This window comes from Williamsia sp. z71, assembly GCF_059553375.1.
This window is the reverse complement of the sequence record NZ_JCANWX010000008.1, coordinates 63551-84125: the sequence shown is the minus strand read 5'-3', so window position 1 is coordinate 84125 and position 20575 is coordinate 63551. Positions and strand designations below refer to the sequence as shown.

Sequence of the window (20575 nt, the reverse complement as noted above, 5' to 3'; positions counted from 1 at the left end):
ACTCACTTGATATCGTCCATGCTCATTCCGACATCTGCGAGTGTCATCGGCTGACCGAAGTCGGTCGTGTACTTCAACGGCGGGATATCGCACCGGTAGAGACCATCGACATCCGCCCCGAAGTCCGCCGCTTGCCAACCATCCGGCCGGGCCACCTCGACATTGAAGCAGGGCGACGGCGGGATCGGCTCGGAGATGTTGTGCGGCACATGCAAACCGCCACCGGTCCAGGCCGTCTCGGTCCTGGCCGCCTCATACACGCAGGTCCGGGTCAGATCGTCACCGCAGGAGGCCGCCGCCTTCGCGAACAGCAACCACGAGGACATCGCCCGGATCGCCGGCAACGTCAACAGCGAGTCCGGGGCGTACTTCTCCTGCAGGGCAAGCAATTCCTTGATCGCCGCAACATCACTGTTCAACGGCGCGTTACCACCCAGATCCAGATAATTGTTCTGCGCCGCGGCGGACGTGCCGATCAGCCCGATGAACTCCTCGCCGTAGGCACTGTTGTTGGTGTCGATCCAGTCGAGCTTGTAGTCCATCGAGGTAAGCACGGCTTCGAGTTTGGCCAACTGCCGGAACTCGCCATACCAGATCAATCCCTTGACGCCCTTGCTCTTGATGGTTTGCGCGTAGGGTGTCCAGTCCGAGACGCCCATCGCGGGATACAGGTCGTTGTAGACGAAGGTTCCGCCGGCGCCCTCCACGGCTTCGACCGCCTGCGCACCCATCAATTTTGTTACCGGGGAGTCGCCGTTGATGATTCCCACCAAGCCCTTCGAACCCGGATAGGCGTCGTTGATCAGCCAGGACCGGAACCCGTAGTAAGGGTCATAGCCCGGTGTCAGACTCGGGTCGGCGCTGATCTCCAGATCGGCGCCCGCAGAGGTCACCTGGGCGACCTGGGCGGTGAAGGTCGGCAACCCACAGGTCAACCGCTCCTTGACGCCGAGACCATCGAGCCCTGCCCCACCACCGACGAGCGCAAAGTCGTTGGCGCAGGCCTCGACCATCTGTTTGCGGACGTCCATGAACTTGGTGTCGCGTGTGTTGGCAACGACCTCGCGTCCGTTGATACCACCGAGTTCATTGCACCATCCGGTGAAAATCTTTGCGGCGGTGACAAACTCTTCGTTCTTGGTGAAACCGACATCCGAGAAGACCCCGATCTGGATCTGATCATCGGTCACACCCTGCGTCGGCGACCCCTTGGCATCGCCTTCCTGACAGACCTCGGTGAGGTCGCCGAAGCTACTGGAAGCGGTACCGGCGGCAGCGGTATCGCCTCCACCACCGGCATCCTCGCCACTGCCGCCGCCGCGGTCGCCACATCCGGCCACGAGCAGCGCGGTCGCCATCAAGGCGATCAACATGCGATGGGTTCTCACGTTCGTCGTTCCTTTCGTGTACACAGCTCGCTCACGTCCTTCGACCGCCATTGACACCGATGACCTGACCGGTGATGTACGACGACTCGTCCTGGCAGAGAAAGACGGTCGCGTTCGCGATGTCTTCGGGACGGCCGGCGCGCTTGACCGGGGTGATCTTGGCGAAGTGCTCCAGCGAGGCGGTGAACCGTCCTTCCGCTATTGCCTTCTCGAGTAGCGGTGTGACCACCATTCCCGGGGGAACCGTGTTGACGGTGATTCCGTACCTGCCCAGCTCCAATGCCAAACTCTTTGTCAGGCCGATCAACCCGGCCTTCGAGCCGACGTAGGCGGCCATCTGCGACTGCCCGCCTTGCGCGCTCGACGAGGAGATGTTGACAACCCGTCCCCACTGGGCTGCCTTCATATCGGGCAGCGCTTCCTGCGTACAGATGAACGGTCCGCGAAGATTGATCGCCATGACCCGATCCCAGAACTCGTCTGAGATCTCGTCGAACTTCCCGAACTGCTCGATCCCTGCGTTGTTGATCAAGATGAGCACCGGCCCGAAGTCGAATCGCACTTGTTCCATTGCGGATCGGACCTGACCGCGATCAGAGACATCGACCACGTAACCGTTGACCGTGGCCCCCGTTTCTCGCAGACGCTTGACCTCGAGTTCGAGCTGTTCGGTTTGGATGTCAAAGATGGCAACCTGCGTGCCGCGGGCGATCAGCCCCTCGGCGATGGCCAGGCCAAGACCCGAGGCGCCGCCGGTCACAACCGCGGTGGTTCCCCCAAAGGGCATGATCTTCGTCCTTTCAGACACTGAATCGGATGAACAGGCTTCTATTCCGCCCCAGCGGAAGGCGGTCCCGATCGAATTGCTTGTTCCGGACAGTGGCGCTGGGCCTGACCCGCCAGTTCGGCGAGTTCGTCGGGGATTCGGTCCATCGCCACTTCCGCGAAACCTCCGTCGGCGAAGGCGAAGACCTCGGGGCAGGTGGCAACACATGCCCCGTGGCCGGCGCACCGATCGGAGTCGACGTGCAGAATCATGAACCGCTGAGGGGCGGACTGAACCCGATGTGCAAGTGGGTCAATCCACGCAGAACGAATGTCGGAAGGTAACTGTAACGCCGGTTCCCGGGGGGACCGTGCTTGTCCTCGTCGATCCAGATATCACCGGTCCGGTCGAGAAGCCGCTCCAAACTCACCACGGCCTCGGCCCGAGCCAAGGGCGCACCCGGACAACTGTGAATGCCGCGGCCGAACGCAACGTGGCTCCGCGCATTCACCCGATCGACGTCGAATACGTCCGGATCAGGGAACTTTCGTGGATCTCGGTTCAACGCCGCATTGATCAGCATCAGCGTCGTGCCTGCCGGCAAATCGACACCGCCGATCGTCACCGGAACCTTCGACAACCGGAAGTCGCCGCGTACCGGACTCTCGTAGCGGAGCGCCTCCTCGATGAATGCCGGAAGGAGACTGCGGTCGGCCCGCAACCTGGCTTGGAGCTCAGCGTCCTCTGCGAGCATCTTCACGGCCGAGGAGAGCAAACGCACCGTTGTCTCCTGGCCTGCGGCAAAGAGATTCGCCGCCACGGCCACCGCGTCGGATACCTCGGGGACACTCCCATCCGGGAAGGTCGCCGAGGCGACACCGGTGAGAACGTCACCGCGCGGCCGCCGGCGACGGTCCTCGATGTACTCGGTGAACTTGCCATAGAGGTACCCGAGCGGGGAATGCTCCATCGCGTCACCGGTGCTGCTCCCGATGGTCGGTCCGCTCAGCAGCGCCTCGCGAAACTCCTCGTGTGAGGATTCCGGGACACCGAGGAGATCGGCGATGACCAGCATCGCGAACGGCGTCGCGAATCCGCCGTTGAACTCACAACGGCCATCGACGAGCACCTCGTCGAGCTGGCGATCCGCGAGTCGCCACATGAACTCCTCGTTCTCCTTCAACCGCTTCGGTGTGATCATCCGCAACAGCAGCGCCCGATGGGCGGTGTGGGTCGGCGGATCCATCGTGGGCAGTTGATCATTCATGATCAGCTCAGGGCGATGCTTCTCGATCAGATCTGAAATGTCCTCGCCTTCAAGCGGTACCGGGAAGCCCGGGAAGGGGCCGGCGACCGAGATGCACGATGAGAAGCGTGCGGGATCGTTGTAGATCTCCAGGGCCTCTTCGTAACCGGTGATCATCACCACGTCATGGTGGGCCTCTTTGCGTACCGGACATTCGCTGCGGACTGCCGCAAGATAGTCGTACGGATCGGACAGCAGTTCGTTGTCGATGAAGAAGTCGACTTCATCAAGGTTGTCGGGTGCGCTCACTGTGAAATCGTCACTCCCTCATAGCTACCGAACATGTCACCCTCGGGCATCGCCATCTGCAGATACACGTCGATATGGGTGACCTTTCCCGCGTCGTTGAACTCGTAGACCGACACCGAGTTGACCACGCTCTTGAACTCCCCCACCGTGCTGCGCTCCTCCAGCTCGAGGAACACGGTGCGCCCGCTCTCGGTGACCCGTTTGAATGAGCAGTCCCAGTCGGCATTTCCGGCCCAGGCGGTCAGGAAGTTCACATAGTCGGTCCAGTTCATGACCTCTTTGAAGTTGCCGACACGCTCGAAGACATCGACATCGATCAGATCAGCCAGGGGAGCCCAGCTGTCGACCGAGAACCCGGGCTCCTTGGCTGCGCCCGCCACGATCTTCTTTGTGATGAGACCGTATTCCAGAGCCTTGCGCGAGAGCCCGGTGTAGTTGTCGATGACATCGTTGACGTCCTTCGAAGACACTGTCATTTCTTCTCCAATTCGAGACATGTTCAATACTTCACAGACCGGCGATGTGCTTGTTCAGGACCGAATGGAAATGCGATACGACGATTTCCTCTCTGACCAACGACATGTACTTGAGACCGGTGTTCCTCAACCCGCGCTGCTGCCTGGGCATCTGTTCGTAATCCTGTTGCAGGGCAAGGAAATACTTGTAGCTTCCGGGTTCGTCGACCTCGATCAGGTCCGCCTTGTAGACATCACGCAACTCCTCGGGCAACCACATGAAACTGGCGACATGCCAGATACACCTGTTGGGGTCACCGTCGGGATCGGGTACCGCCATCACCACATGCGCCTCGCCGGCCCGGATTGTCATGAAGAAGTTCGGGAACAGCACCCAGCCGTGGTTGTCACTCATCTGCGCGTCGGTGAGCCCACTGACGTCGAGCCCCATACCGGTGAGGGTGTCCCGGGTGGCCTGCTGCAGGATCGTCCGGCCGGTTACCCCTTCAGGGAAGCCGACTTTCCCGTCCGCATCCTGATAGGCGCTGACCAGTTCATCGAAGCGCGGCAATACCGCCGCTGTCCCCGGGAAGGTCTCCGGGAGTGCCTTGATACCCATGATCTCGTCATCTGCCGAGATCGAGTTCGCGACATCAAACGGCGCGCAGGCCACGCTGTGGTTCTCAAAGAACTGAAACCGACTCGTTTTCGGGTCCAACGCAATGACATTCAGCAGTTCGGGATGGATACCCGAGATGTGGTAGCCCTCCTCGAAGGCGTCCATGACAACTTTCCAGTTGCAGTTGATCCGCTCTCTCACATTCATGACCGTGGTCATCTCTTCGAGGGAGTACGGCTCCAACAGCTTGATCACCTCTTCGCCGAGGTAGTCGGACAGCGGCGCGGCATCGGGGTCGGGATTCAGAAAGATGAAGCCGCCGAAGGTATCGGTCGGCACCGAGACCAGCGACAGATCGTCCTTATCGATGTCACCCTGTGCATTCTCGCGAAGCATGCCGCGCAGCTTGCCTTCCAGGTCGTAGGACCAGAGGTGGTACTGACAGAGGAATCCCCGCTTGGCGTTACCGGTGCCTTGGCACAACACATTCCCGCGATGCCGGCATGCGTTCACGAAACCACGGATCTGGCCGTCCTTGCCGCGCACGATGATGTAGGTCTGGTCGAGGACCTTGTATTCCTTCCAGTCACCGACATTCGGCAATTCGCTTACGCGACCGGCGAATTGCCAGACCTTCATCCAGATCTTGGCGCGTTCCTGCTCCTGGAACTCCACAGAGGTGTACTCAGAGTTCGGAACCTCGGTGGGAAATCCATGGGACTCGTATTCGGCAAGCCCGCGGGCCTCGTCGACCCATTCTCCGGTCCTCGCTGTTTCCATTGGTTCACGCTCTCTTCGTCGGTGGTGACAGGCCGAACGGTCCGAGCGACATCGATACGCGAGTGCGGTCATCACGCGTCACCGGTTGGCCGGTGCGCGCTCAGTGGACCTTCGTGGCGAGATGTCGAATGAAACGTGGGCTGCTTCGTCGTGGCTGGGATCATCGGCCAACTGTGATCCACAGCACTATTGTACAAAGATGTACATAAAGCGCAAGAGTGTCTTTGAGTGCCCATAACCGCAGCTGAAGCGCTATTTACGCAACAAGAAGACCACCCGCGACGGATCCGCGGGTGGTCTGGACTCAGGGTGAGGCCGACGCCGGCCAGGGGGATCTAGCCGCCGTTGGGAGGCACGATGCTGGAGACGACCAACTGCAAGAAGGGGCGATAGAGATCTTCGTCGTCAACACTGCTGTTGAGGGTGACGGCATCGTTGGTGGCGATGATCACGTGCGCCAATGTTTCAGCGGGAATGGTCAGGGTGGCGCCGATCCGGGTGACATCCCTGGTGATGTATTCACCCAAGGACCGGATCTCTTCGAGTCGCTGGGCTGCAACGCGCTCCCGGGCATCTGGATGACGCAGCAAGAACAGGGTGAACTCGTACCCCAGCGCGGCCCGATTCGGGCCGTCCTGACTCAGGCTCAGCTCGCGCCAACGATCTGCCAGCACATCGAGATTGAGATCATCCAACCGATGCAGGGACGCAATCAGGTCCGTGAAGCCGTCCAGGAACCGCTCCCGACTTCGCACGATGACGGCGAGAAAGAGCTCCGATTTGGTACCGAAGTGGGAGTAGATGGCACTTCTGGTGTAACCCGCCGCCTCCGCTATGTCCTCCAGCGGCGTGGAACCAAAACCCTTGCGCGCAAACAGCTCTTCGGCGGCATCCAACAAAAGACCACGAGTGTGTTCGAGACGCCGCTCGCGTGTCCAACGTTCGACCATTCGCTCATCCTCGCATATGAGCAGGTGGCGGATCAGAACCGCCATCCGCCATTCCTTGACACGCCGCACTGTGACCCGCATCATAGGCATTCGATTGATCAAGCGATCGAATCGTGTTGACTCCCCTCTCCGACCCCACCTTTCCCGGGTCAATAAACAACGCAAAGGCGTTCAATGGCAAAGAAATTGGTGATCGGGGCCAGCGGCTTCGTCGGTTCGAACGTGACCAGAAAACTGGTCGAGCGTGGCGAGGACGTCCGAGTGATGCTCCGCAAGACCAGTTCCGTGAAAGGCATCGAGGGGTTCGACGTCGAGCGATGCTACGGCGACGTCTGGGATGTCGAGGCCCTGCGCGCCGCGATGGCCGGGTGCGACGTCGTCTTCTACTGCGTTGTCGATGCCCGGGCCTGGCTCAGAGATCCCGCGCCACTGTTTCGCACCAACGTCGACGGACTGCGGAACGTTCTCGATGTCGCGGTCGAGGCCGAACTCGAGAAGTTCGTCTTCATGAGCACCATCGCGACACTGGCGGTCGGCACCGACGGCGTACCCGTCACCGAAGACGATCCCTTCAACTGGTACGACATCGGTGGCCCGTACACACAGTGCCGGGTCGACGCGGAGAACATGGTCCTGAGCTACGCCGCAGACAAGGGACTACCCGCGGTCGCGCTGTGCATCTCCACCCCCTACGGACCCCTCGACTGGCAACCGACCCCACACGGCGGCCTGCTGGCACGGATCTCCGCCGGCAAGGCACCGTTCTACTTCCGCGGTCTTCGGCACGAGGTCGTCGGGATCGACGACGCCGCCGAAGCGATGGTGCTGGCGATGCATCACGGCCGCAACGGGCAGCGCTACATCATCTCCGACACCTACATGACCTCTCGCGAACTGCACACCCTGGCCACGGCGGCCGGTGGAAAGCGGGCCCCCTGGCTCGGATTGCCGTTGCCTGCCGTCCTGGCGACGGCCTCTGCGCTTCAGGTGATCGGCAAACTGATCCGGCGGGACATCATGTTCGTCAGACGGGCCTTCAACATGTGGGACTACATGTCCGCACTCGACCACAGCAAGGCCGAACGTGAACTCGGCTGGAAGACCACCTGCTTCGAAGACTCGGTCCGTGAGGCCGTCGCCTTCTACCGCGCACACGACATCGGCTGATCCGCCACCTCGGAACGCTCCGGAAACCAGAAATCCCCCCATCTGAAGATGGGGGGATTTCTATGGCGGTGGCGGAGGGATTTGAACCCTCGGTACGGGGTTACCGTACACAGCATTTCGAGTGCTGCACCTTCGGCCGCTCGGACACGCCACCGCGGAAAACATTACCGCAGCGGCGGCCCAGGACTACAATCGGCTGGTCAGAGCCGGTTTTTGCGGCCCCAGAGCACTCAGTGTCCGGTGAGCTTGTTCTTGATGTCGTCGGCCTTGCCCTTGACTGCGTCGGCGGCGTCGGTGACCTTCTGCTTTGCGCTGGCGCTGGCCTGGTCGCCCTTGCCTTCGGCCTTCAGCTCGTCGTCACCGGACAGGCTGCCCGCGGCCTCTTTGCCACGGCCCTTGAGATCTTCTGCCTTGTTCTTTGCATCATCACTGACACCCATGACAACCTCCATGTGCAGTTCGAACAGGTGGCCCTCTTCTTCGGTACGCAGGCGCGTACCACGGCCGATCTGACATCCACGATTTCCCCGGTACACAGATCTCAAACGTGCCAGCTGCCGCATAGCCGTCCACGACCTGAAAATCACATCTGGCACGGGATGTGATGTCGGAGATAAGGACCGGTCAGGACGGTCGGTGGGCGGCAAAAAAGTCGCGTAATACTTCTGCGCACCGGTCTTCGAGAACCCCGCCACGTACCTGTGGCCGATGGATGTTGCGACGATCGCGGACGACGTCCCAGAGCGACCCCACGGCGCCGGTCTTGGGCTCCCAGGCGCCGAATACCAACCGCTCGAGTCGAGCCAGGGTGATCGCACCGGCGCACATCGTGCACGGCTCGAGAGTGACGGCGATGGTGCATCCGGTCAGACGCCAACCGTCACCCAGTACAGCGACGGCAGATCGGATGGCGAGGACTTCGGCATGCGCCGTCGGATCGGAGGTGGCTTCGCGCGCGTTGGCCGCGGTGGCGATCACGCGCCCGGCGGGGTCGAAGATCACCGCACCGACCGGGACATCGCGCGGATCGGCCTGTGCCGCCACGGCGAGTGCGGCCTCGACCATCTGCTCATCGGTGTTCATGGTCGCCCCAGCGGGTCTAGTGCCCTAGACGCTCAAGCGTTTTCGCCAGCTCGTCCGCGAATCCCAACCGCGCCGCGATCATCCCGATCTGCTCATCGGCGTACAGGTCGGTGTCGCCGACGATGACGCTCATCACCGAGTCCGGCAGTCCGAGATCCGAGAGGATCGCGAGATCGCCCTCCTCCCACGGCTCGACGTCGGCGAGGTCGTCGGGGTCGATATCCGGGATGTCGACGTTGAGGACTTCGAGCACATCGGCGGCGATGTCGTAGTCGATGGCAGCGGTGGCGTCAGAGATGAAGAGTTTGGTCCCCGAGGGGGACGGACGCACGACGATGAAGAACTCATCATCGACATCGAGCAATCCGAACACTGCACCGGCACTGCGCAGGCCACGCAGCAGATTCTCGGTCTCCCGCAGTTCGCCGAGCGAGTTGCTGTCCAATGCGGTGAGGGTCCACTTGCCGTCCTCTCGGACGACCGCAATGGCAAACCCATCTACTTCATCCGCGCGCGCACCAGCCATAGCGGTCACGGTAGCGGGCGGCGCGGGTAAACCCAACTCTCTCCGGCACTGCCACCCGGCATCGCCGGAGGCGGCGATATGCGAATCTGAACAGGTGACACACAGCGCTTCGACACATCGGCCGCCCATCTGCGTTCTGGGTCTCGGCCTGATCGGCGGTTCCCTGCTCCGCGCGGCGGTGGCCGCCGGCCGGACCACGTTCGGATACAACCGTTCCGAGGAGACGGTGGGGGCAGCCGTCGCCGATGGTTACGACGCCTCGTCCGATCTCGTGGCGACGCTACGCCGGGCTGCCGACAGTTCGGCACTGATCGTGCTGGCGACCCCGGCGCCGACGATCGGTGCGCTCGTCGCCCAGGTCGCCCAGCATGCTCCGGAGTGTCCCCTGACCGACGTCGTCAGCGTGAAGCAGCCGGTCGCCCACGCGGCGCACGCCCACGGGCTCGGTCACCGGTTCGTCGGTGGTCACCCGATGGCCGGGACCTCCGAATCCGGCTGGCCGGCCACCGACGCCGAGTTGTTCACGGGCGCGGTCTGGGTGGTCGGAACCGATGACGGCGTCGATCCGCAGGTCTGGCAGATCGTCGCTCAGGTCGCGCTCGATGTCGGATCACGGGTGGTCGCGGCGGCCTCCGATGAGCACGACCGGGCCGTCGCCGGGATCTCGCACCTGCCACACCTGACGGCGGCGGTCACCGCCGTTGTCGGCGCCGGCGAGGGGGATCTGGCTCTGCGGCTGGCCGCCGGATCGTTCCGGGACGTCACCCGCGTTGCCGGGACCTCACCGGCCGCACAGCGGGCCATGCTCGAGGCGAATGCGACAGAGCTGCTCATCGCACTGAGTGAGACCATCGACCGGCTGACATACGCGCGCGATCAGCTGCGCGATGAAGGCTCGGTCGAGACGCTGGTCGCCGACGGACATCGGGCCCGCAAGCACTACGACAAGGTCAACGGAGTCGACGGTCCACCGGTGTCGGTGACCATCGGTGCGCCCGGTTGGGAAGCCGATCTGCGCAACGCGGCCCGCGACGGCGCCCTCTGGACGGGTCAGACCCGCTCGGCCAGCCCGGGATAGTCCCGGACGAATCCGTTGTCGTCGACCGTGATGGTGGCCTGCGCCATCGGCGAGACGATGTCGATGCCACCCTCGCGCGGGGTGTACTGCAACGCCTCCGCCGAGAACTCACCGGAAGGTATGTAGAGGTAGGCAACCGGCACGGTGGTCGGCGCCGTGGACGGCTTCTGCAATCCGAGCCGACGGATCGGCAGCGCGTTCAAGAAGGGACTCAACGCCAGATCAACGTCCTGGGCGCCACTGAAATCGCTGCGCTGCATGCCGCGAGCCGTCTGCACCAGCCACACGTCCTGCCCGTCACGCGTGATGGAGATCTGGGTGTCACCGCCGGCCCGCACCAGGTGCAGGGACAGGCGTTTCGTGAGGCCGGCGTCGGTGGTGATCAGGTCGTAGGAAGCACTGAATGCCTCGTGATCGGCGGTGGCCGCGGCGATGATCCGGCCGTAGGCCTTGATCCGTTTGCCGGTCACCGTGACCCGGACCTGCTCCAGGCGTTCGGCACCGACGCCACGCCAGGTCATCACGGTCTTGAAGTCGCCATTTCCGGCCGCCGCGGACGAAGATGCGGCGGGCTCGTGGGACACATCTGGGGAACTCACGACTCCACGGTAGGCGACCGGGTTGCCGGTTATCGACCCAACCGGGGATAACCGCCGATCAGCCCCTCCCCACTGCGCCCCGATCGTCCACACCGGAGGCCACCGGGCACTGTTCCCACGCACCCCCGCTCGCCGGACCGAACCCGGCTCGGCACCGGTCCCGCTAAACCGGCCGCGGGTTCCATTCAGAAACGTAGGTATGGGTGAGGTAGGGCAAAACAATGGTTCCGGTCTCATCGGCCACCTGTCCGGCCAGCACTTCGACTTCTGACAGCAATCGGTCCCGGTCTGTCTCCGAGGCAGTGATGACCGCACTACGCGAGGCAACCATGGCCAGCAATTCCCCGATGGTCATCGTGCGGGCCCATCGAAAGACCTTGCGTGCCAACGGCCCGAACCCGCCACCCGGTTCGGGGACGCCGGCGGCCACATACCGTTCGGCCTCGCTGGCCTTCATGATGGTGGTCAACCGATGCACCCACGGTACGGATTCGTCCCGGATGTTCCAGATCAATCCCAGCGTGCCACCGGGACGCAGGACCCGCTCGGCCTCCGCCACCGCCTCATCCGGACGGACCCAGTGCCACGCCTGCCCGAACACGAGTGCGTCGACGGTGTTGTCCGGCAACGGGATCTGCTCAGCCGTTCCGATCAGTGCACGCACCGTGGGTAGCTGCGCCCTCAACACATCGAGCATCTTGGCATCCGGTTCCACCGCGTACACCGTGCGGTCGGGCGCGATCAGAGACGCGGTGAGTTTGCCTGTGCCGGCACCGATGTCGGCCACGGCCCGCACCGTCGGGTCGAGCAGGGCGGCAACTGCCGCGGCCGGGTAGTCGGGCCGCCCCCGACTGTACGCACGCGCCTGCGCCCCGAAAGAGGTCGACATCTGCGCACGCTTGTCCGGATCGGTCACGAGTTCGGTGGCCTCACCAATCCAGACTCACACAGGCAGCCAACGGGCCGGTCTCCTCGGACACCGTTTTGGAGCCGACCTTGATGGTGCACGTGACATCGCTGCCATCGATCGCGATCGCACCGAGAACCAGGGGCTCGTCCGGATTACCTTCGAAGGACTTGCTCCACGGCATCGTCGGATCGTCGTCGGTCTGCTCCACACCGTCGGCATCGGTATAGGTGATCACGAAGGCATTGCCGGTGACCTCGTACGTGACCTCACCCGACAGGTCCTCGTCCTTCGTGGTGGTGGTTTGGGTTGTGGTGGTGTCGGTGTCGTCCTCTTCGGTGGACGTTGCGGTCGACGTGGCCGTCGCCGAAGACCCGGCGGTCGAGTCGTCCCCGTCGTCACCGGACAACGCCACGGCCGCGAATATGCCGCCGAGGACGAGCACGAGAGCGGCAACTACCGCCACGATGATCAGTACCGTCTTCTTGTTCCCACCGTTGCCCGGGGGCTGCCCCCCGTTTCCGTGGCCACCGAACGGCGGTTCACCGTACGGCGGGCCACCTCCGCCGTACGGTCCGCTCGGATACTGCTGGCCGTAGTCGGGTTGCTGGCTGTAGGCGGGCCGGCCACCGACAACCGGCTGCCCGTATTGACCACTGCCGTACTGATTGCCGCCGTATTGGTTGCCGTACTGATCGCCGCCATATTGGGGCTGCCCGTAATCGGGTTGCCCATACTGCCCCTGACCGTATTGCGGCGCCTGACCGTATTGAGGGTCCTGACCGTATTGCGGTGCCTGACCGTACTGCGGATCTTGCGACGGCATCTGCGTGGTCCCACTCGGCCCTTGCCCCGGCTGGTCCGGTGGCGCGCCCCAATACGGCTGTTGCGGTTGCGCGGGATCCTGATCCTGCCCACCACCCCACGTCGGCTGGTCGGGATTCTCGGGATCGTTTCCGTTTCCGGGACCCATGCGTGCACTCCTCGCGTCGGCGGTCTGAGTTCAGACATTACCGGCGACCGGTGGCCTGGCTTCTGTTCGTCGGGCAAGCTCGCGGTTCGAAAGAGTCCGCATATCAATTCGGTGGCGCCACCAGCCCTGCCAGGAACTCGATCAACAACTTGGCGGTGACCTCACGCGGCAACGCCTCGACCGCGGAGAGCACGGTCGCCATGTCGAGGTCACCGTTGCCATGTGGATCGAACCCGGCCGCGGTCAACGCCTCACCGGCCGCCGCGCTCGGCAGTGCCAGGATGTCGGACACCGCCAGGTCACCGCGCTCTAACGCGGCCGCGAGGTCCTGCAGCGCCTGCGGGGGTCGGGCAGGGGGCTGTCCCCGCACGGCCTGCGCGCCGTCCACGAGCGCGCCCACCAACTCGTCGAGGACGCTTTCTGTCACCGGGGTCACCGTGAAGTGTGTGGTCGACGGCAGGACCGAGCCGTCCGCCTGGGTGAACGACGGTTGCATCTGCAGGGTGAAACCACGTCTCCGCACGGCATCTGCCCACCGGTGCGGATCCAGCGGCGCTGCTGCGGCAGTGTCGGCCGCGACCGCGAACACCGGACCGATCGGTTCACCGACCACCCGCAGTCCGTCGATGCTCTCGATCGTCTTGAGCAGGTGGTCGGTGCAACGCCGGATCCCCGCCACCAGCTCGGCATATCCCTCGACGCCGAGTGTCTGGGTGATCGCCCACGCCGCGGCCGTCCCCGCGACCGACTTCGAACCCAGCAGGGTCGGGTTCACCACTGGATAGCCGGGCCAGTCGGTGATTCCGAAGTACTGGGCACGATGGCGATCCCGGTCCCGGTGCAGCAACAGAGATGCACCTTTGGGCGAGTATCCGTATTTGTGGAGGTCGGCGGAGATGCTGGTGACCCCCGGTACGCGAAAGTCCCAGGGCGGCAGGAGTACTTCGCCGGCTTCCCACCAGGCCAGGGCGAATCCACCGAGGCAGGCATCCACATGTAGCGGGATGCCGTGCGGCGCGGTCACGTCCGCGATGTCGGCGATCGGGTCGAGGGCACCCGTCGGATAATTGGGGGCCGAGACAACCACCAGCACTGTGTCGTCCCGGATCGCCGCGGAGATCGCCGCAGCGCTCACGCGCGTCGTGCCGGTGTCGACCGGCACCCGGATCAACTCCAGCGACAACAGCTCCGCAGCCTTCACAAAGGCCGCGTGTGCGGTGCTCGCGATCACCAGCGAGCCGGTGCCGCGAGGACGGGCGGCACTGTCGCGGGCCGCCTTGACCGCCAGCAGGCAACTCTCGGTACCGCCGCTGGTCACCGTTCCGACCATGGCCTCGTCACCGTGGAATATGTTGCGGCCGAAGGTGATCAGCTCGCGCTCCATCACTGCGACCGAGGTGAAGACCGTGGGGTCGAGGCCATTGACCGGCTGTACGAGACGGGCGGCGCCGGCGGCAATCCGGTCCAGTTCGGCCAGACCGCTGTCGTAGACATAGGACAGGATCCGGCCGCCGCGTGTCGGCGCGTCACGTGCCCGCAGATCTTCCAACCGTCGCAACACCCACGCACCCCGGTTTGCGATCGACTTGTTCTGTGCCATCAGTTCCTCCCCTTCACCGGTGCATCGCGATAACCGCGGAGCACCCACAGACTTCCGGCCCCCCACAGCGCGGCCGCAACCCGCGAACAGAATGGTCAACGCGGGAATGCTCGCCGCAACGTGAGTGCGGCCCGAAAAGTATTGCGACCGGATAAAATCGAACAGTCCTTGTCCGTGTGGGCGGCTCACGCTGCCCGCGGCATATCCGGCGACCACACCGCGGTCGAAGCCGGGAGCACGGGTCTCTGGTCGCACGATCACGCTCACACAGTAGGCCCTGGAATCGATACGCGGTTGCCCAATTGCCCTGCTCATCGGCGTGGAGCCGGTAATATCGTGCTGGATCTCGCTCAGTTCGTGCCACTCATCGCCAACGATGGAGTTCACCGAGATGTCAGAACTCGAACGCGGAGTAATCACGCCCGCCTATACCGGCCGTTTTGCGGTTTCGGGAGTACCGGCCCTACAGATGCCCGACGATTCGATGGATCCTGAAGTCGCATACCGGTTCATCCACGACGAACTCATGCTCGACGGAAACTCTCGCCTCAACCTCGCCACGTTCGTCACCACCTGGATGGATCCCGAGGCCGAGAAGCTGATGGCCGAGACGTTCGACAAGAACATGATCGACAAAGACGAGTACCCGCTGACCGCGGCCATCGAGGAGCGCTGTGTCGCCATCGTCGCCGATCTGTTCAACGCACCGGACCTCGATCCGACCGAAGCCTCCAGCGCCACGGGCACTTCCACGATCGGATCCTCCGAGGCGGTCATGCTCGGCGGACTGGCCCTCAAGTGGCTCTGGAAGGCAAAGCGCACCGCGACCTCCGGCACCCCGAACCTGATCATGGGCAGCAACGTGCAGGTCGTGTGGGAGAAGTTCTGCCGCTACTTCGAGGTCGAACCCCGTTATCTCCCCATGGAGATGGGGCGTTACGTGATCACCCCCGAACAGGTCGTCGATGCCGTCGACGAGAACACCATCGGCGTGGTGGTCATCGCGGGCACCACTTACACCGGCGAAATAGAACCGGTCAAAGCGATCGCCGAGGCACTCGACAAACTGGCCGCCGACGGTGGCGCGGACGTGCCGATCCACGTCGACGGCGCCAGTGGCGGCTTTGTGCTCCCGTTTCTGCATCCCGAACTCGAATGGGACTTCCGAGTGCCCCGGGTGGTGTCCATCAACGTTTCCGGGCACAAGTACGGATTGACCTATCCCGGCGTCGGATTCGTCGTCTGGCGCGGCCGCGAGTGGCTACCCGAAGACCTCGTCTTCCGGGTCAACTATCTCGGCGGCGACATGCCGACATTCACCCTCAACTTCTCGCGCCCGGGTAACCAGGTCATCGGGCAGTACTACAACTTCCTGCGCCTGGGGCGTCAGGGCTATACGGACATCATGAAGTCCCTGTCCGAGACGGGCCAGTGGTTCGCCGCCGAAATCGCCCAAGAAGATGAGATCGAGATCATCACCGACGGTTCGGCCATCCCGGTCGTCACGTTCACACTCCACGAATCCTGTGAGTTCACCACCTTCGACATCAGCCACGGTCTGCGTGCCTACGGCTGGCAGGTACCGGCCTACACGATGCCCGACAACGTGACCGACCTCGCCGTTCTGCGAGTGGTCGTCCGTGAGGGTTTCTCCCGTGACATGGCCCGCGTCCTGCACGGACACCTCGTCCAGGTGATGTCAGACCTCCGCCGGCTCAAGTCCGAAGGCCACCTGCCCCAGAAGCAGCATTTCGCCCACTGACCGGTCGCGGATCGTGACTACCCGGATCGCCGCGGTCATACGCGGCCCGGAGGTTCGGCGTACCTCGATATTCGGGTAGTGCGCTACTCGCGTTTCGGACACTCCCCGGGACCACGATCGGTCCATGTCCCGACACCACAGCACTCCGCAAACGTCACTTCTGGTTCTTCTGAAGTCGTCGACGGTGACTTTTGCTGTGCTCGTCGCCGGCATCGTCATGTTCGTCGCGGCGTGACCAACCGCCGGCCCGGACGGACATCGCCATCGTCATCGTCAATCAGGAGTCGACACATGCAGCAACGCATCCTCACCTACGTGTACTCGAACGACACCATCCTCCAAGCGGGGGTCGCCAGCCAACTCCGCATGCGACCGGAGATCCGGTTGGTCGACGAATCCGACGTCGATTCGGCCGAGGTCGCAATCGTGGTCGCAGATAGTTTCGACGAAGCGGTCAAGCGCAACCTGCGTGCCCTGCAGCGCGGCGGCATTCCGCGGACGATGTTGGTGCTCGGTGTACTCGACGACGCCACCGTCGTGACAGCCGCCGAATCGGGGGTCAGTGGATTGGTGCGCCGCGCCGATGCGAACGCCGATGCACTGATCGCGCAGATCCGCCGGGTCGCCGCCGGTGGCGGCGTGGTCCCGGCGGACCTGCTGGGCAGCCTGCTCGACCAGGTCGGCCGGTTACAGCGCCAGGTACTCGCCCCGCGTGGTCTCCGGTTCTCTGGATTGTCCGAGCGTGAGGTGGAGGTTCTCAAGCTGGTCGCCGACGGACTCGACACCACCGCGATCGCACGTCAGTTGTGCTTCTCCGAGCGCACCGTGAAGAACGTATTGCACGATGTGACAACGCGATTGCAACTACGGAACCGCTCACACGCAGTGGCGTACGCGATGCGCGAGGGGCTGATCTGAACGGATGCGCCCGTTGGGCGGGCACATTCGTCAGCTCAGTGCGGTCCGCGGGAGACCGCGAGGTCGGCAGCGGCCTCGATCCCGTCTCGCCACGGTGCACCGTGACCCGGCAGCACGACCGAGGCATGCGTTTCGGAGAGGCGCTGCAGTGACTGCAGTGCCAACGCGCTGTCGACAGTTGCTGCGCCGGCGACGATCTGCGGTCCCGCCTGCCCCGTGTACGGGTCAAATGTGACAAGCGCGTCGCCCGCGATCAGCGCGTCGCGATCGGGAAAGTGCAGTGCTATGTGGCCGAATGTGTGACCGGGACTGGGGATCACGACCGGACCAGCCGGCAGCACCTGATCGCTCGTCAAGGGCGTCGGGTCTCGGACACCCTTGACCATGAGAGCTCCGGCCATCGTCATCTTGCCCAGGGCGCGCACACTCGCCGGGTAGCGCAGCGGGTAGAAGAACCGGGCCCGCTCATGGGCGTAGCGATATGGATGCTCCGCGAGCGCCACGTCTTCGGCATGAACCCAGACCGGGACATTCCACTCCCGATGCGCCCGCCGCGCGGTCCCGACGTGGTCGAAATGCCCGTGCGTCAGCAGAACACCATCGACCGCGTCAGGACCCATACCCAGTTCCTTCAGCGCCGCCAGCAGTTGAGGCCAAACACGCGGTAAACCGGAGTCGACGATCAGCAGTCGGCCCTCGTGCTCGACGAGGTAAAGGTTCGTGGCGGCATACTCGATCCGGTGTATCCCTGGTGCGACGTCTCGCTGGAACATCGTGCGACCTAGAAGTGTGCGGTCATGGCGTCGCGCGCCCGGTCGAGCATCGAGGCGAACGGCCCGACGAGCGTATTGGCAGTTGCCGATTCGACCCCGGGATGCGGGCGGGTCGGAGCCATCGCCTCGGCAGCTGTGATCATCGTCCGCATTCTCTTCAGTTCTCCCTCGCTCAGTTCCTTTGACAACTCGGGGAACTCGCTCGCCTCCTCGTGCTCGGCGTGCTCGAGAACGGCCTTCTGCAACACCTTCGTCTTGGTGATGAATTCATCGGAGTCGACGTCCAGTTTTTCGAGCTCCGCGAGCATCTTCTTCGCCGAGTTCTCTTCCTCGAGACGTTCGTCGACGACCCTGTCGCCGAAAGCGATCCGGCGTCGCGCCATCGGATGGACGATCTGCTCTTCGGCCGTCTCATGAACGGCGAGCAGACGACGCATCTCGAAGAACGCCTCCTCCCGAGCAGTTGGGTTCTGGGCGGACAGAACCGTGTCGAAGTACCCACGGATCCGGTTGTGTTGGGCGACCAGGAAATCAATCGCATCCTTACTGCTGCCGATGCCTGCAGTCATGGTTGTCCCTCCTGAGAAACGCTGTGCATCTTTGCGGGCTGTCCAGCGGATACCCGACTGTGTCGGGTCCAAACACACTGCGTTCACAGCCCTTTCGCTTTCAATTCGGAAATCGCACCGAGGACTCGCCGATGGGATCTACGAAAGCCCTTGCCGAGCCCGCCGCCCGGTCACCCGCGGGCATCCGGGCCGCTGTGGTCCTCGGCCGTGGTGGCGCCGGGATTCCATGACGATTCGTTGTCGCCGACCGTGAATGGCTCACGGCGGGCCGACTCCGCACCTTTGCTTGCCCGGGTTCCCACGTGCGCCTCCGCACGCATGCGCTCGATCATGTGCGGATAATGCAGTTCGAATGCGGGCCGCTCCGAACGAATCCGGGGAAGCTCGGTGAAGTTGTGCCGCGGCGGCGGGCAGCTCGTGGCCCATTCCAGTGCATTGCCGAAGCCCCACGGGTCGTCCACCGTGACCACCTCACCGTACCGGTAGCTTCGAAAGACGTTCCACAAGAACGGAATAACCGATACACCGAGCGTCATGGCACCGACCGTGGAGACGATGTTGAGTTCGGTGAAGCCATCGCTGGACAGGTAGTCGGCGTAGCGTCGCGGCATCCCCTCATTGCCCAGCCAATGCTGGACCAGGAACGTCATGTGGAAACCGATGAAGGTCAGCCAGAAATGTATCCTGCCCAGACGCTCATCGAGCATCCGTCCGGTCATCTTGGGGAACCAGAAGTAGATACCCGCGTAGGTCGCGAACACGATCGTGCCGAAGAGCACGTAATGGAAATGGGCGACGACGAAATAGCTGTCGGTGAGGTGGAAGTCCAGCGGCGGACTGGCCAGGATGACCCCGGACAGACCACCGAACAAGAACGTCACCAGAAATCCGACCGCAAACAGCATCGGTGTCTCAAAAGTTATGTGCCCCTTCCACATCGTTCCGATCCAATTGAAGAACTTGACCCCCGTGGGCACTGCGATCAGGAAGGTCATGAACGAGAAGAACGGCAAGAGAACCGCGCCGGTTGCGTACATGTGGTGCGCCCACACGGCCACCGACAGCGCTGCGATCGCCAGGGTCGCGTAGATCAGGCCCGTGTAGCCGAAGATCGGCTTGCGCGCGAAGACCGGGAAGATCTCCGAGACGATGCCGAAGAACGGCAGCGCGATGATGTAGACCTCGGGGTGTCCGAAGAACCAGAACAGGTGTTGCCACAGGATCGCCCCACCGTTGGCCGGATCGTAGATGTTCCCGTCGAACTGCCGGTCGACGAACAGACCCATCAGCGCCGCCGTCAGCAGCGGGAAGACCATCAGGATCAGGACACTCGTCACCAGGATGTTCCAGGTGAAGATCGGCATCCGGAACATCGTCATCCCGGGCGCACGCAGACACACCACCGTGGTCACGATGTTGACCGCGCCGAGGATCGTGCCCAGGCCCGAGACCCCCAGGCCCATCACCCACAGATCGCCGCCGGGGCCGGGTGAGTGGTCCGGACCGCTGAGCGGCGTATACGCGGTCCAACCGTAGTCAGCCGCACCCTGGGGCAGCGCGAATCCACCCAACGCCACCAACGACCCGAACACGAACAGCCAGAAGCTCAGGGCGTTGAGGCGCGGAAACGCGACATCCGGTGCGCCGATCTGCAGCGGGAGAACCACGTTGGCGAATCCGATGACGATCGGGGTGGCGTACATGAGCAGCATGACGGTGCCATGCATCGTGAACAGCTGGTTGTACTGCTCGGTCGAAAGGAACTGCAGGCCCGGCTCGGTCAACTCGGCACGCATCAGGAGCGCCATCAGTCCACCGATGAGAAAGAACGTGAAGCAGGCAACGAGATACATCATCCCGATCAATTTGTGATCGGTTGTGGTCATCAGGCGGTAGATGGCCGAACCCTTGAGACCGGTACGAGCCGGAAAGGGACGTTGCGCGACAACATGATCCGGCGAAATTCTCACAGCGCTCATCTGGCCCCCAGGGGCGGGTGCCGAGCGCTTCAAACGCCGGCGACCACGTCGTGACGATTGGATTGCACGAAATACTCAAGATCGTTTCGGCGTCCGCTTCTAGGACTGCCCACATACGCACTCGTTGA

Annotated in this window: 21 protein-coding genes and 1 tRNA gene; 4 read left to right on the top strand and 18 right to left on the bottom strand. The window is 63.3% G+C overall.

Annotated features, from left to right (window positions below):
* Positions 1-2 precede the first annotated feature (2 nt).
* The 7 genes from AC51GR_RS19660 to AC51GR_RS19630 all read right to left on the bottom strand — a co-directional run bounded on the left by AC51GR_RS19660 (position 3) and on the right by AC51GR_RS19630 (position 6513).
* Positions 3-1373, bottom strand: a complete 1371-nt coding sequence (locus AC51GR_RS19660) for an ABC transporter substrate-binding protein (RefSeq protein WP_496326526.1) — start codon at positions 1371-1373, stop codon at positions 3-5.
* Positions 1374-1419: 46 nt separating this feature from the next.
* Entirely contained in the window at positions 1420-2175 is a 756-nt protein-coding gene (locus AC51GR_RS19655) for an SDR family NAD(P)-dependent oxidoreductase (RefSeq protein WP_496326333.1), read from the bottom strand.
* 41 nt (positions 2176-2216) lie between these two features.
* A complete protein-coding gene (locus AC51GR_RS19650) occupies positions 2217-2426 on the bottom strand; it encodes a ferredoxin (protein ID WP_496326332.1) in 210 nt (69 codons plus the stop codon).
* Positions 2423-3709, bottom strand: a complete 1287-nt coding sequence (locus AC51GR_RS19645; RefSeq protein WP_496326331.1) for a cytochrome P450 — start codon at positions 3707-3709, stop codon at positions 2423-2425. The genes AC51GR_RS19650 and AC51GR_RS19645 overlap by 4 nt, the downstream gene beginning before the upstream one ends.
* Entirely contained in the window at positions 3706-4185 is a 480-nt protein-coding gene (locus AC51GR_RS19640) for a hypothetical protein (RefSeq protein ID WP_496326330.1), read from the bottom strand. The genes AC51GR_RS19645 and AC51GR_RS19640 overlap by 4 nt, the downstream gene beginning before the upstream one ends.
* Before the next feature lie 31 nt (positions 4186-4216).
* The gene (locus tag AC51GR_RS19635; protein WP_496326329.1) at positions 4217-5563 is read right to left on the bottom strand and encodes an aromatic ring-hydroxylating oxygenase subunit alpha; all 1347 of its coding nucleotides are present in this window, start codon (positions 5561-5563) and stop codon (positions 4217-4219) included.
* Between the two features lie 335 nt (positions 5564-5898).
* The gene (locus AC51GR_RS19630) at positions 5899-6513 is read right to left on the bottom strand and encodes a TetR/AcrR family transcriptional regulator (protein WP_496326525.1); all 615 of its coding nucleotides are present in this window, start codon (positions 6511-6513) and stop codon (positions 5899-5901) included.
* 174 nt (positions 6514-6687) lie between these two features.
* Between AC51GR_RS19630 and AC51GR_RS19625 the strand changes: the two genes are divergently transcribed.
* Positions 6688-7680, top strand: a complete 993-nt coding sequence (locus tag AC51GR_RS19625) for an NAD-dependent epimerase/dehydratase family protein (RefSeq protein WP_496326328.1) — start codon at positions 6688-6690, stop codon at positions 7678-7680.
* Between the two features lie 63 nt (positions 7681-7743).
* Here the strand turns inward: AC51GR_RS19625 and AC51GR_RS19620 are convergent.
* From AC51GR_RS19620 to AC51GR_RS19605, 4 genes are all read right to left on the bottom strand, one after another.
* Positions 7744-7834 (bottom strand) — tRNA-Ser (locus AC51GR_RS19620).
* Between the two features lie 76 nt (positions 7835-7910).
* On the bottom strand, positions 7911-8120 hold the full coding sequence (locus AC51GR_RS19615; protein WP_496326327.1) for a CsbD family protein: 210 nt from the start codon (positions 8118-8120) through the stop codon (positions 7911-7913).
* A gap of 184 nt (positions 8121-8304) precedes the next feature.
* Complete coding sequence (locus AC51GR_RS19610; protein ID WP_496326326.1) at positions 8305-8763, bottom strand: nucleoside deaminase; 459 nt, start codon at positions 8761-8763, stop codon at positions 8305-8307.
* A gap of 16 nt (positions 8764-8779) precedes the next feature.
* Positions 8780-9289, bottom strand: a complete 510-nt coding sequence (locus AC51GR_RS19605) for a tRNA adenosine deaminase-associated protein (protein ID WP_496326325.1) — start codon at positions 9287-9289, stop codon at positions 8780-8782.
* A 94-nt stretch (positions 9290-9383) separates the two neighbouring features.
* Here AC51GR_RS19605 and AC51GR_RS19600 point away from each other — a divergent pair, with 94 nt between their 5' ends.
* On the top strand, positions 9384-10367 hold the full coding sequence (locus tag AC51GR_RS19600; RefSeq protein WP_496326324.1) for a prephenate dehydrogenase: 984 nt from the start codon (positions 9384-9386) through the stop codon (positions 10365-10367).
* Here the strand turns inward: AC51GR_RS19600 and AC51GR_RS19595 are convergent.
* The 4 genes from AC51GR_RS19595 to AC51GR_RS19580 all read right to left on the bottom strand — a co-directional run bounded on the left by AC51GR_RS19595 (position 10340) and on the right by AC51GR_RS19580 (position 14446).
* Positions 10340-10966, bottom strand: a complete 627-nt coding sequence (locus tag AC51GR_RS19595; protein ID WP_496326323.1) for a putative glycolipid-binding domain-containing protein — start codon at positions 10964-10966, stop codon at positions 10340-10342. The genes AC51GR_RS19600 and AC51GR_RS19595 overlap by 28 nt on opposite strands.
* Positions 10967-11129: 163 nt before the next feature.
* Positions 11130-11882: a class I SAM-dependent methyltransferase gene (locus tag AC51GR_RS19590; RefSeq protein WP_496326322.1), complete on the bottom strand. Its 753-nt coding sequence runs from the start codon at positions 11880-11882 to the stop codon at positions 11130-11132.
* A gap of 13 nt (positions 11883-11895) precedes the next feature.
* Positions 11896-12846, bottom strand: a complete 951-nt coding sequence (locus AC51GR_RS19585; RefSeq protein ID WP_496326321.1) for a hypothetical protein — start codon at positions 12844-12846, stop codon at positions 11896-11898.
* 103 nt (positions 12847-12949) lie between these two features.
* On the bottom strand, positions 12950-14446 hold the full coding sequence (locus tag AC51GR_RS19580) for a pyridoxal phosphate-dependent decarboxylase family protein (RefSeq protein ID WP_496326320.1): 1497 nt from the start codon (positions 14444-14446) through the stop codon (positions 12950-12952).
* Positions 14447-14837: 391 nt separating this feature from the next.
* Here AC51GR_RS19580 and gad point away from each other — a divergent pair, with 391 nt between their 5' ends.
* Positions 14838-16208 carry a glutamate decarboxylase gene (gene gad, locus AC51GR_RS19575; protein ID WP_496326319.1) on the top strand — a complete coding sequence of 457 codons (1371 nt, stop codon included), beginning with the start codon at positions 14838-14840 and terminating at the stop codon, positions 16206-16208.
* A 291-nt stretch (positions 16209-16499) separates the two neighbouring features.
* Positions 16500-17126 carry a response regulator transcription factor gene (locus AC51GR_RS19570; RefSeq protein ID WP_496326318.1) on the top strand — a complete coding sequence of 209 codons (627 nt, stop codon included), beginning with the start codon at positions 16500-16502 and terminating at the stop codon, positions 17124-17126.
* Between the two features lie 35 nt (positions 17127-17161).
* On the opposite strand, the gene AC51GR_RS19565 is transcribed toward AC51GR_RS19570, so the two are convergent.
* From AC51GR_RS19565 to ctaD, 3 genes are all read right to left on the bottom strand, one after another.
* Positions 17162-17899, bottom strand: a complete 738-nt coding sequence (locus AC51GR_RS19565; RefSeq protein WP_496326317.1) for an MBL fold metallo-hydrolase — start codon at positions 17897-17899, stop codon at positions 17162-17164.
* Between the two features lie 8 nt (positions 17900-17907).
* On the bottom strand, positions 17908-18468 hold the full coding sequence (locus tag AC51GR_RS19560; RefSeq protein ID WP_496326316.1) for a hemerythrin domain-containing protein: 561 nt from the start codon (positions 18466-18468) through the stop codon (positions 17908-17910).
* A gap of 170 nt (positions 18469-18638) precedes the next feature.
* Positions 18639-20447 carry an aa3-type cytochrome oxidase subunit I gene (gene ctaD / locus AC51GR_RS19555; protein WP_496326315.1) on the bottom strand — a complete coding sequence of 603 codons (1809 nt, stop codon included), beginning with the start codon at positions 20445-20447 and terminating at the stop codon, positions 18639-18641.
* Between the last annotated feature and the right edge of the window lie 128 nt (positions 20448-20575).

Bases quoted from the DNA above. Each gene is read 5' to 3' on its own strand.
- AC51GR_RS19570 (WP_496326318.1), top strand. From the start codon at position 16,500: ATGCAGCAACGCATCCTCACCTACGTGTACTCGAACGACACCATCCTC.
- AC51GR_RS19560 (WP_496326316.1), bottom strand. From the start codon at position 18,468: ATGACTGCAGGCATCGGCAGCAGTAAGGATGCGATTGATTTCCTGGTC.
- AC51GR_RS19580 (WP_496326320.1), bottom strand. From the start codon at position 14,446: ATGGCACAGAACAAGTCGATCGCAAACCGGGGTGCGTGGGTGTTGCGA.
- AC51GR_RS19650 (WP_496326332.1), bottom strand. From the start codon at position 2,426: ATGATTCTGCACGTCGACTCCGATCGGTGCGCCGGCCACGGGGCATGT.
- AC51GR_RS19615 (WP_496326327.1), bottom strand. From the start codon at position 8,120: ATGGGTGTCAGTGATGATGCAAAGAACAAGGCAGAAGATCTCAAGGGC.
- gad (WP_496326319.1), top strand. From the start codon at position 14,838: ATGTCAGAACTCGAACGCGGAGTAATCACGCCCGCCTATACCGGCCGT.
- AC51GR_RS19660 (WP_496326526.1), bottom strand. From the start codon at position 1,373: ATGTTGATCGCCTTGATGGCGACCGCGCTGCTCGTGGCCGGATGTGGC.
- AC51GR_RS19610 (WP_496326326.1), bottom strand. From the start codon at position 8,763: ATGAACACCGATGAGCAGATGGTCGAGGCCGCACTCGCCGTGGCGGCA.
- AC51GR_RS19585 (WP_496326321.1), bottom strand. From the start codon at position 12,846: ATGGGTCCCGGAAACGGAAACGATCCCGAGAATCCCGACCAGCCGACG.
- AC51GR_RS19655 (WP_496326333.1), bottom strand. From the start codon at position 2,175: ATGCCCTTTGGGGGAACCACCGCGGTTGTGACCGGCGGCGCCTCGGGT.
- AC51GR_RS19605 (WP_496326325.1), bottom strand. From the start codon at position 9,289: ATGGCTGGTGCGCGCGCGGATGAAGTAGATGGGTTTGCCATTGCGGTC.
- AC51GR_RS19640 (WP_496326330.1), bottom strand. From the start codon at position 4,185: ATGACAGTGTCTTCGAAGGACGTCAACGATGTCATCGACAACTACACC.
- AC51GR_RS19565 (WP_496326317.1), bottom strand. From the start codon at position 17,899: ATGTTCCAGCGAGACGTCGCACCAGGGATACACCGGATCGAGTATGCC.
- ctaD (WP_496326315.1), bottom strand. From the start codon at position 20,447: ATGAGCGCTGTGAGAATTTCGCCGGATCATGTTGTCGCGCAACGTCCC.
- AC51GR_RS19630 (WP_496326525.1), bottom strand. From the start codon at position 6,513: ATGGTCGAACGTTGGACACGCGAGCGGCGTCTCGAACACACTCGTGGT.
- AC51GR_RS19625 (WP_496326328.1), top strand. From the start codon at position 6,688: ATGGCAAAGAAATTGGTGATCGGGGCCAGCGGCTTCGTCGGTTCGAAC.
- AC51GR_RS19635 (WP_496326329.1), bottom strand. From the start codon at position 5,563: ATGGAAACAGCGAGGACCGGAGAATGGGTCGACGAGGCCCGCGGGCTT.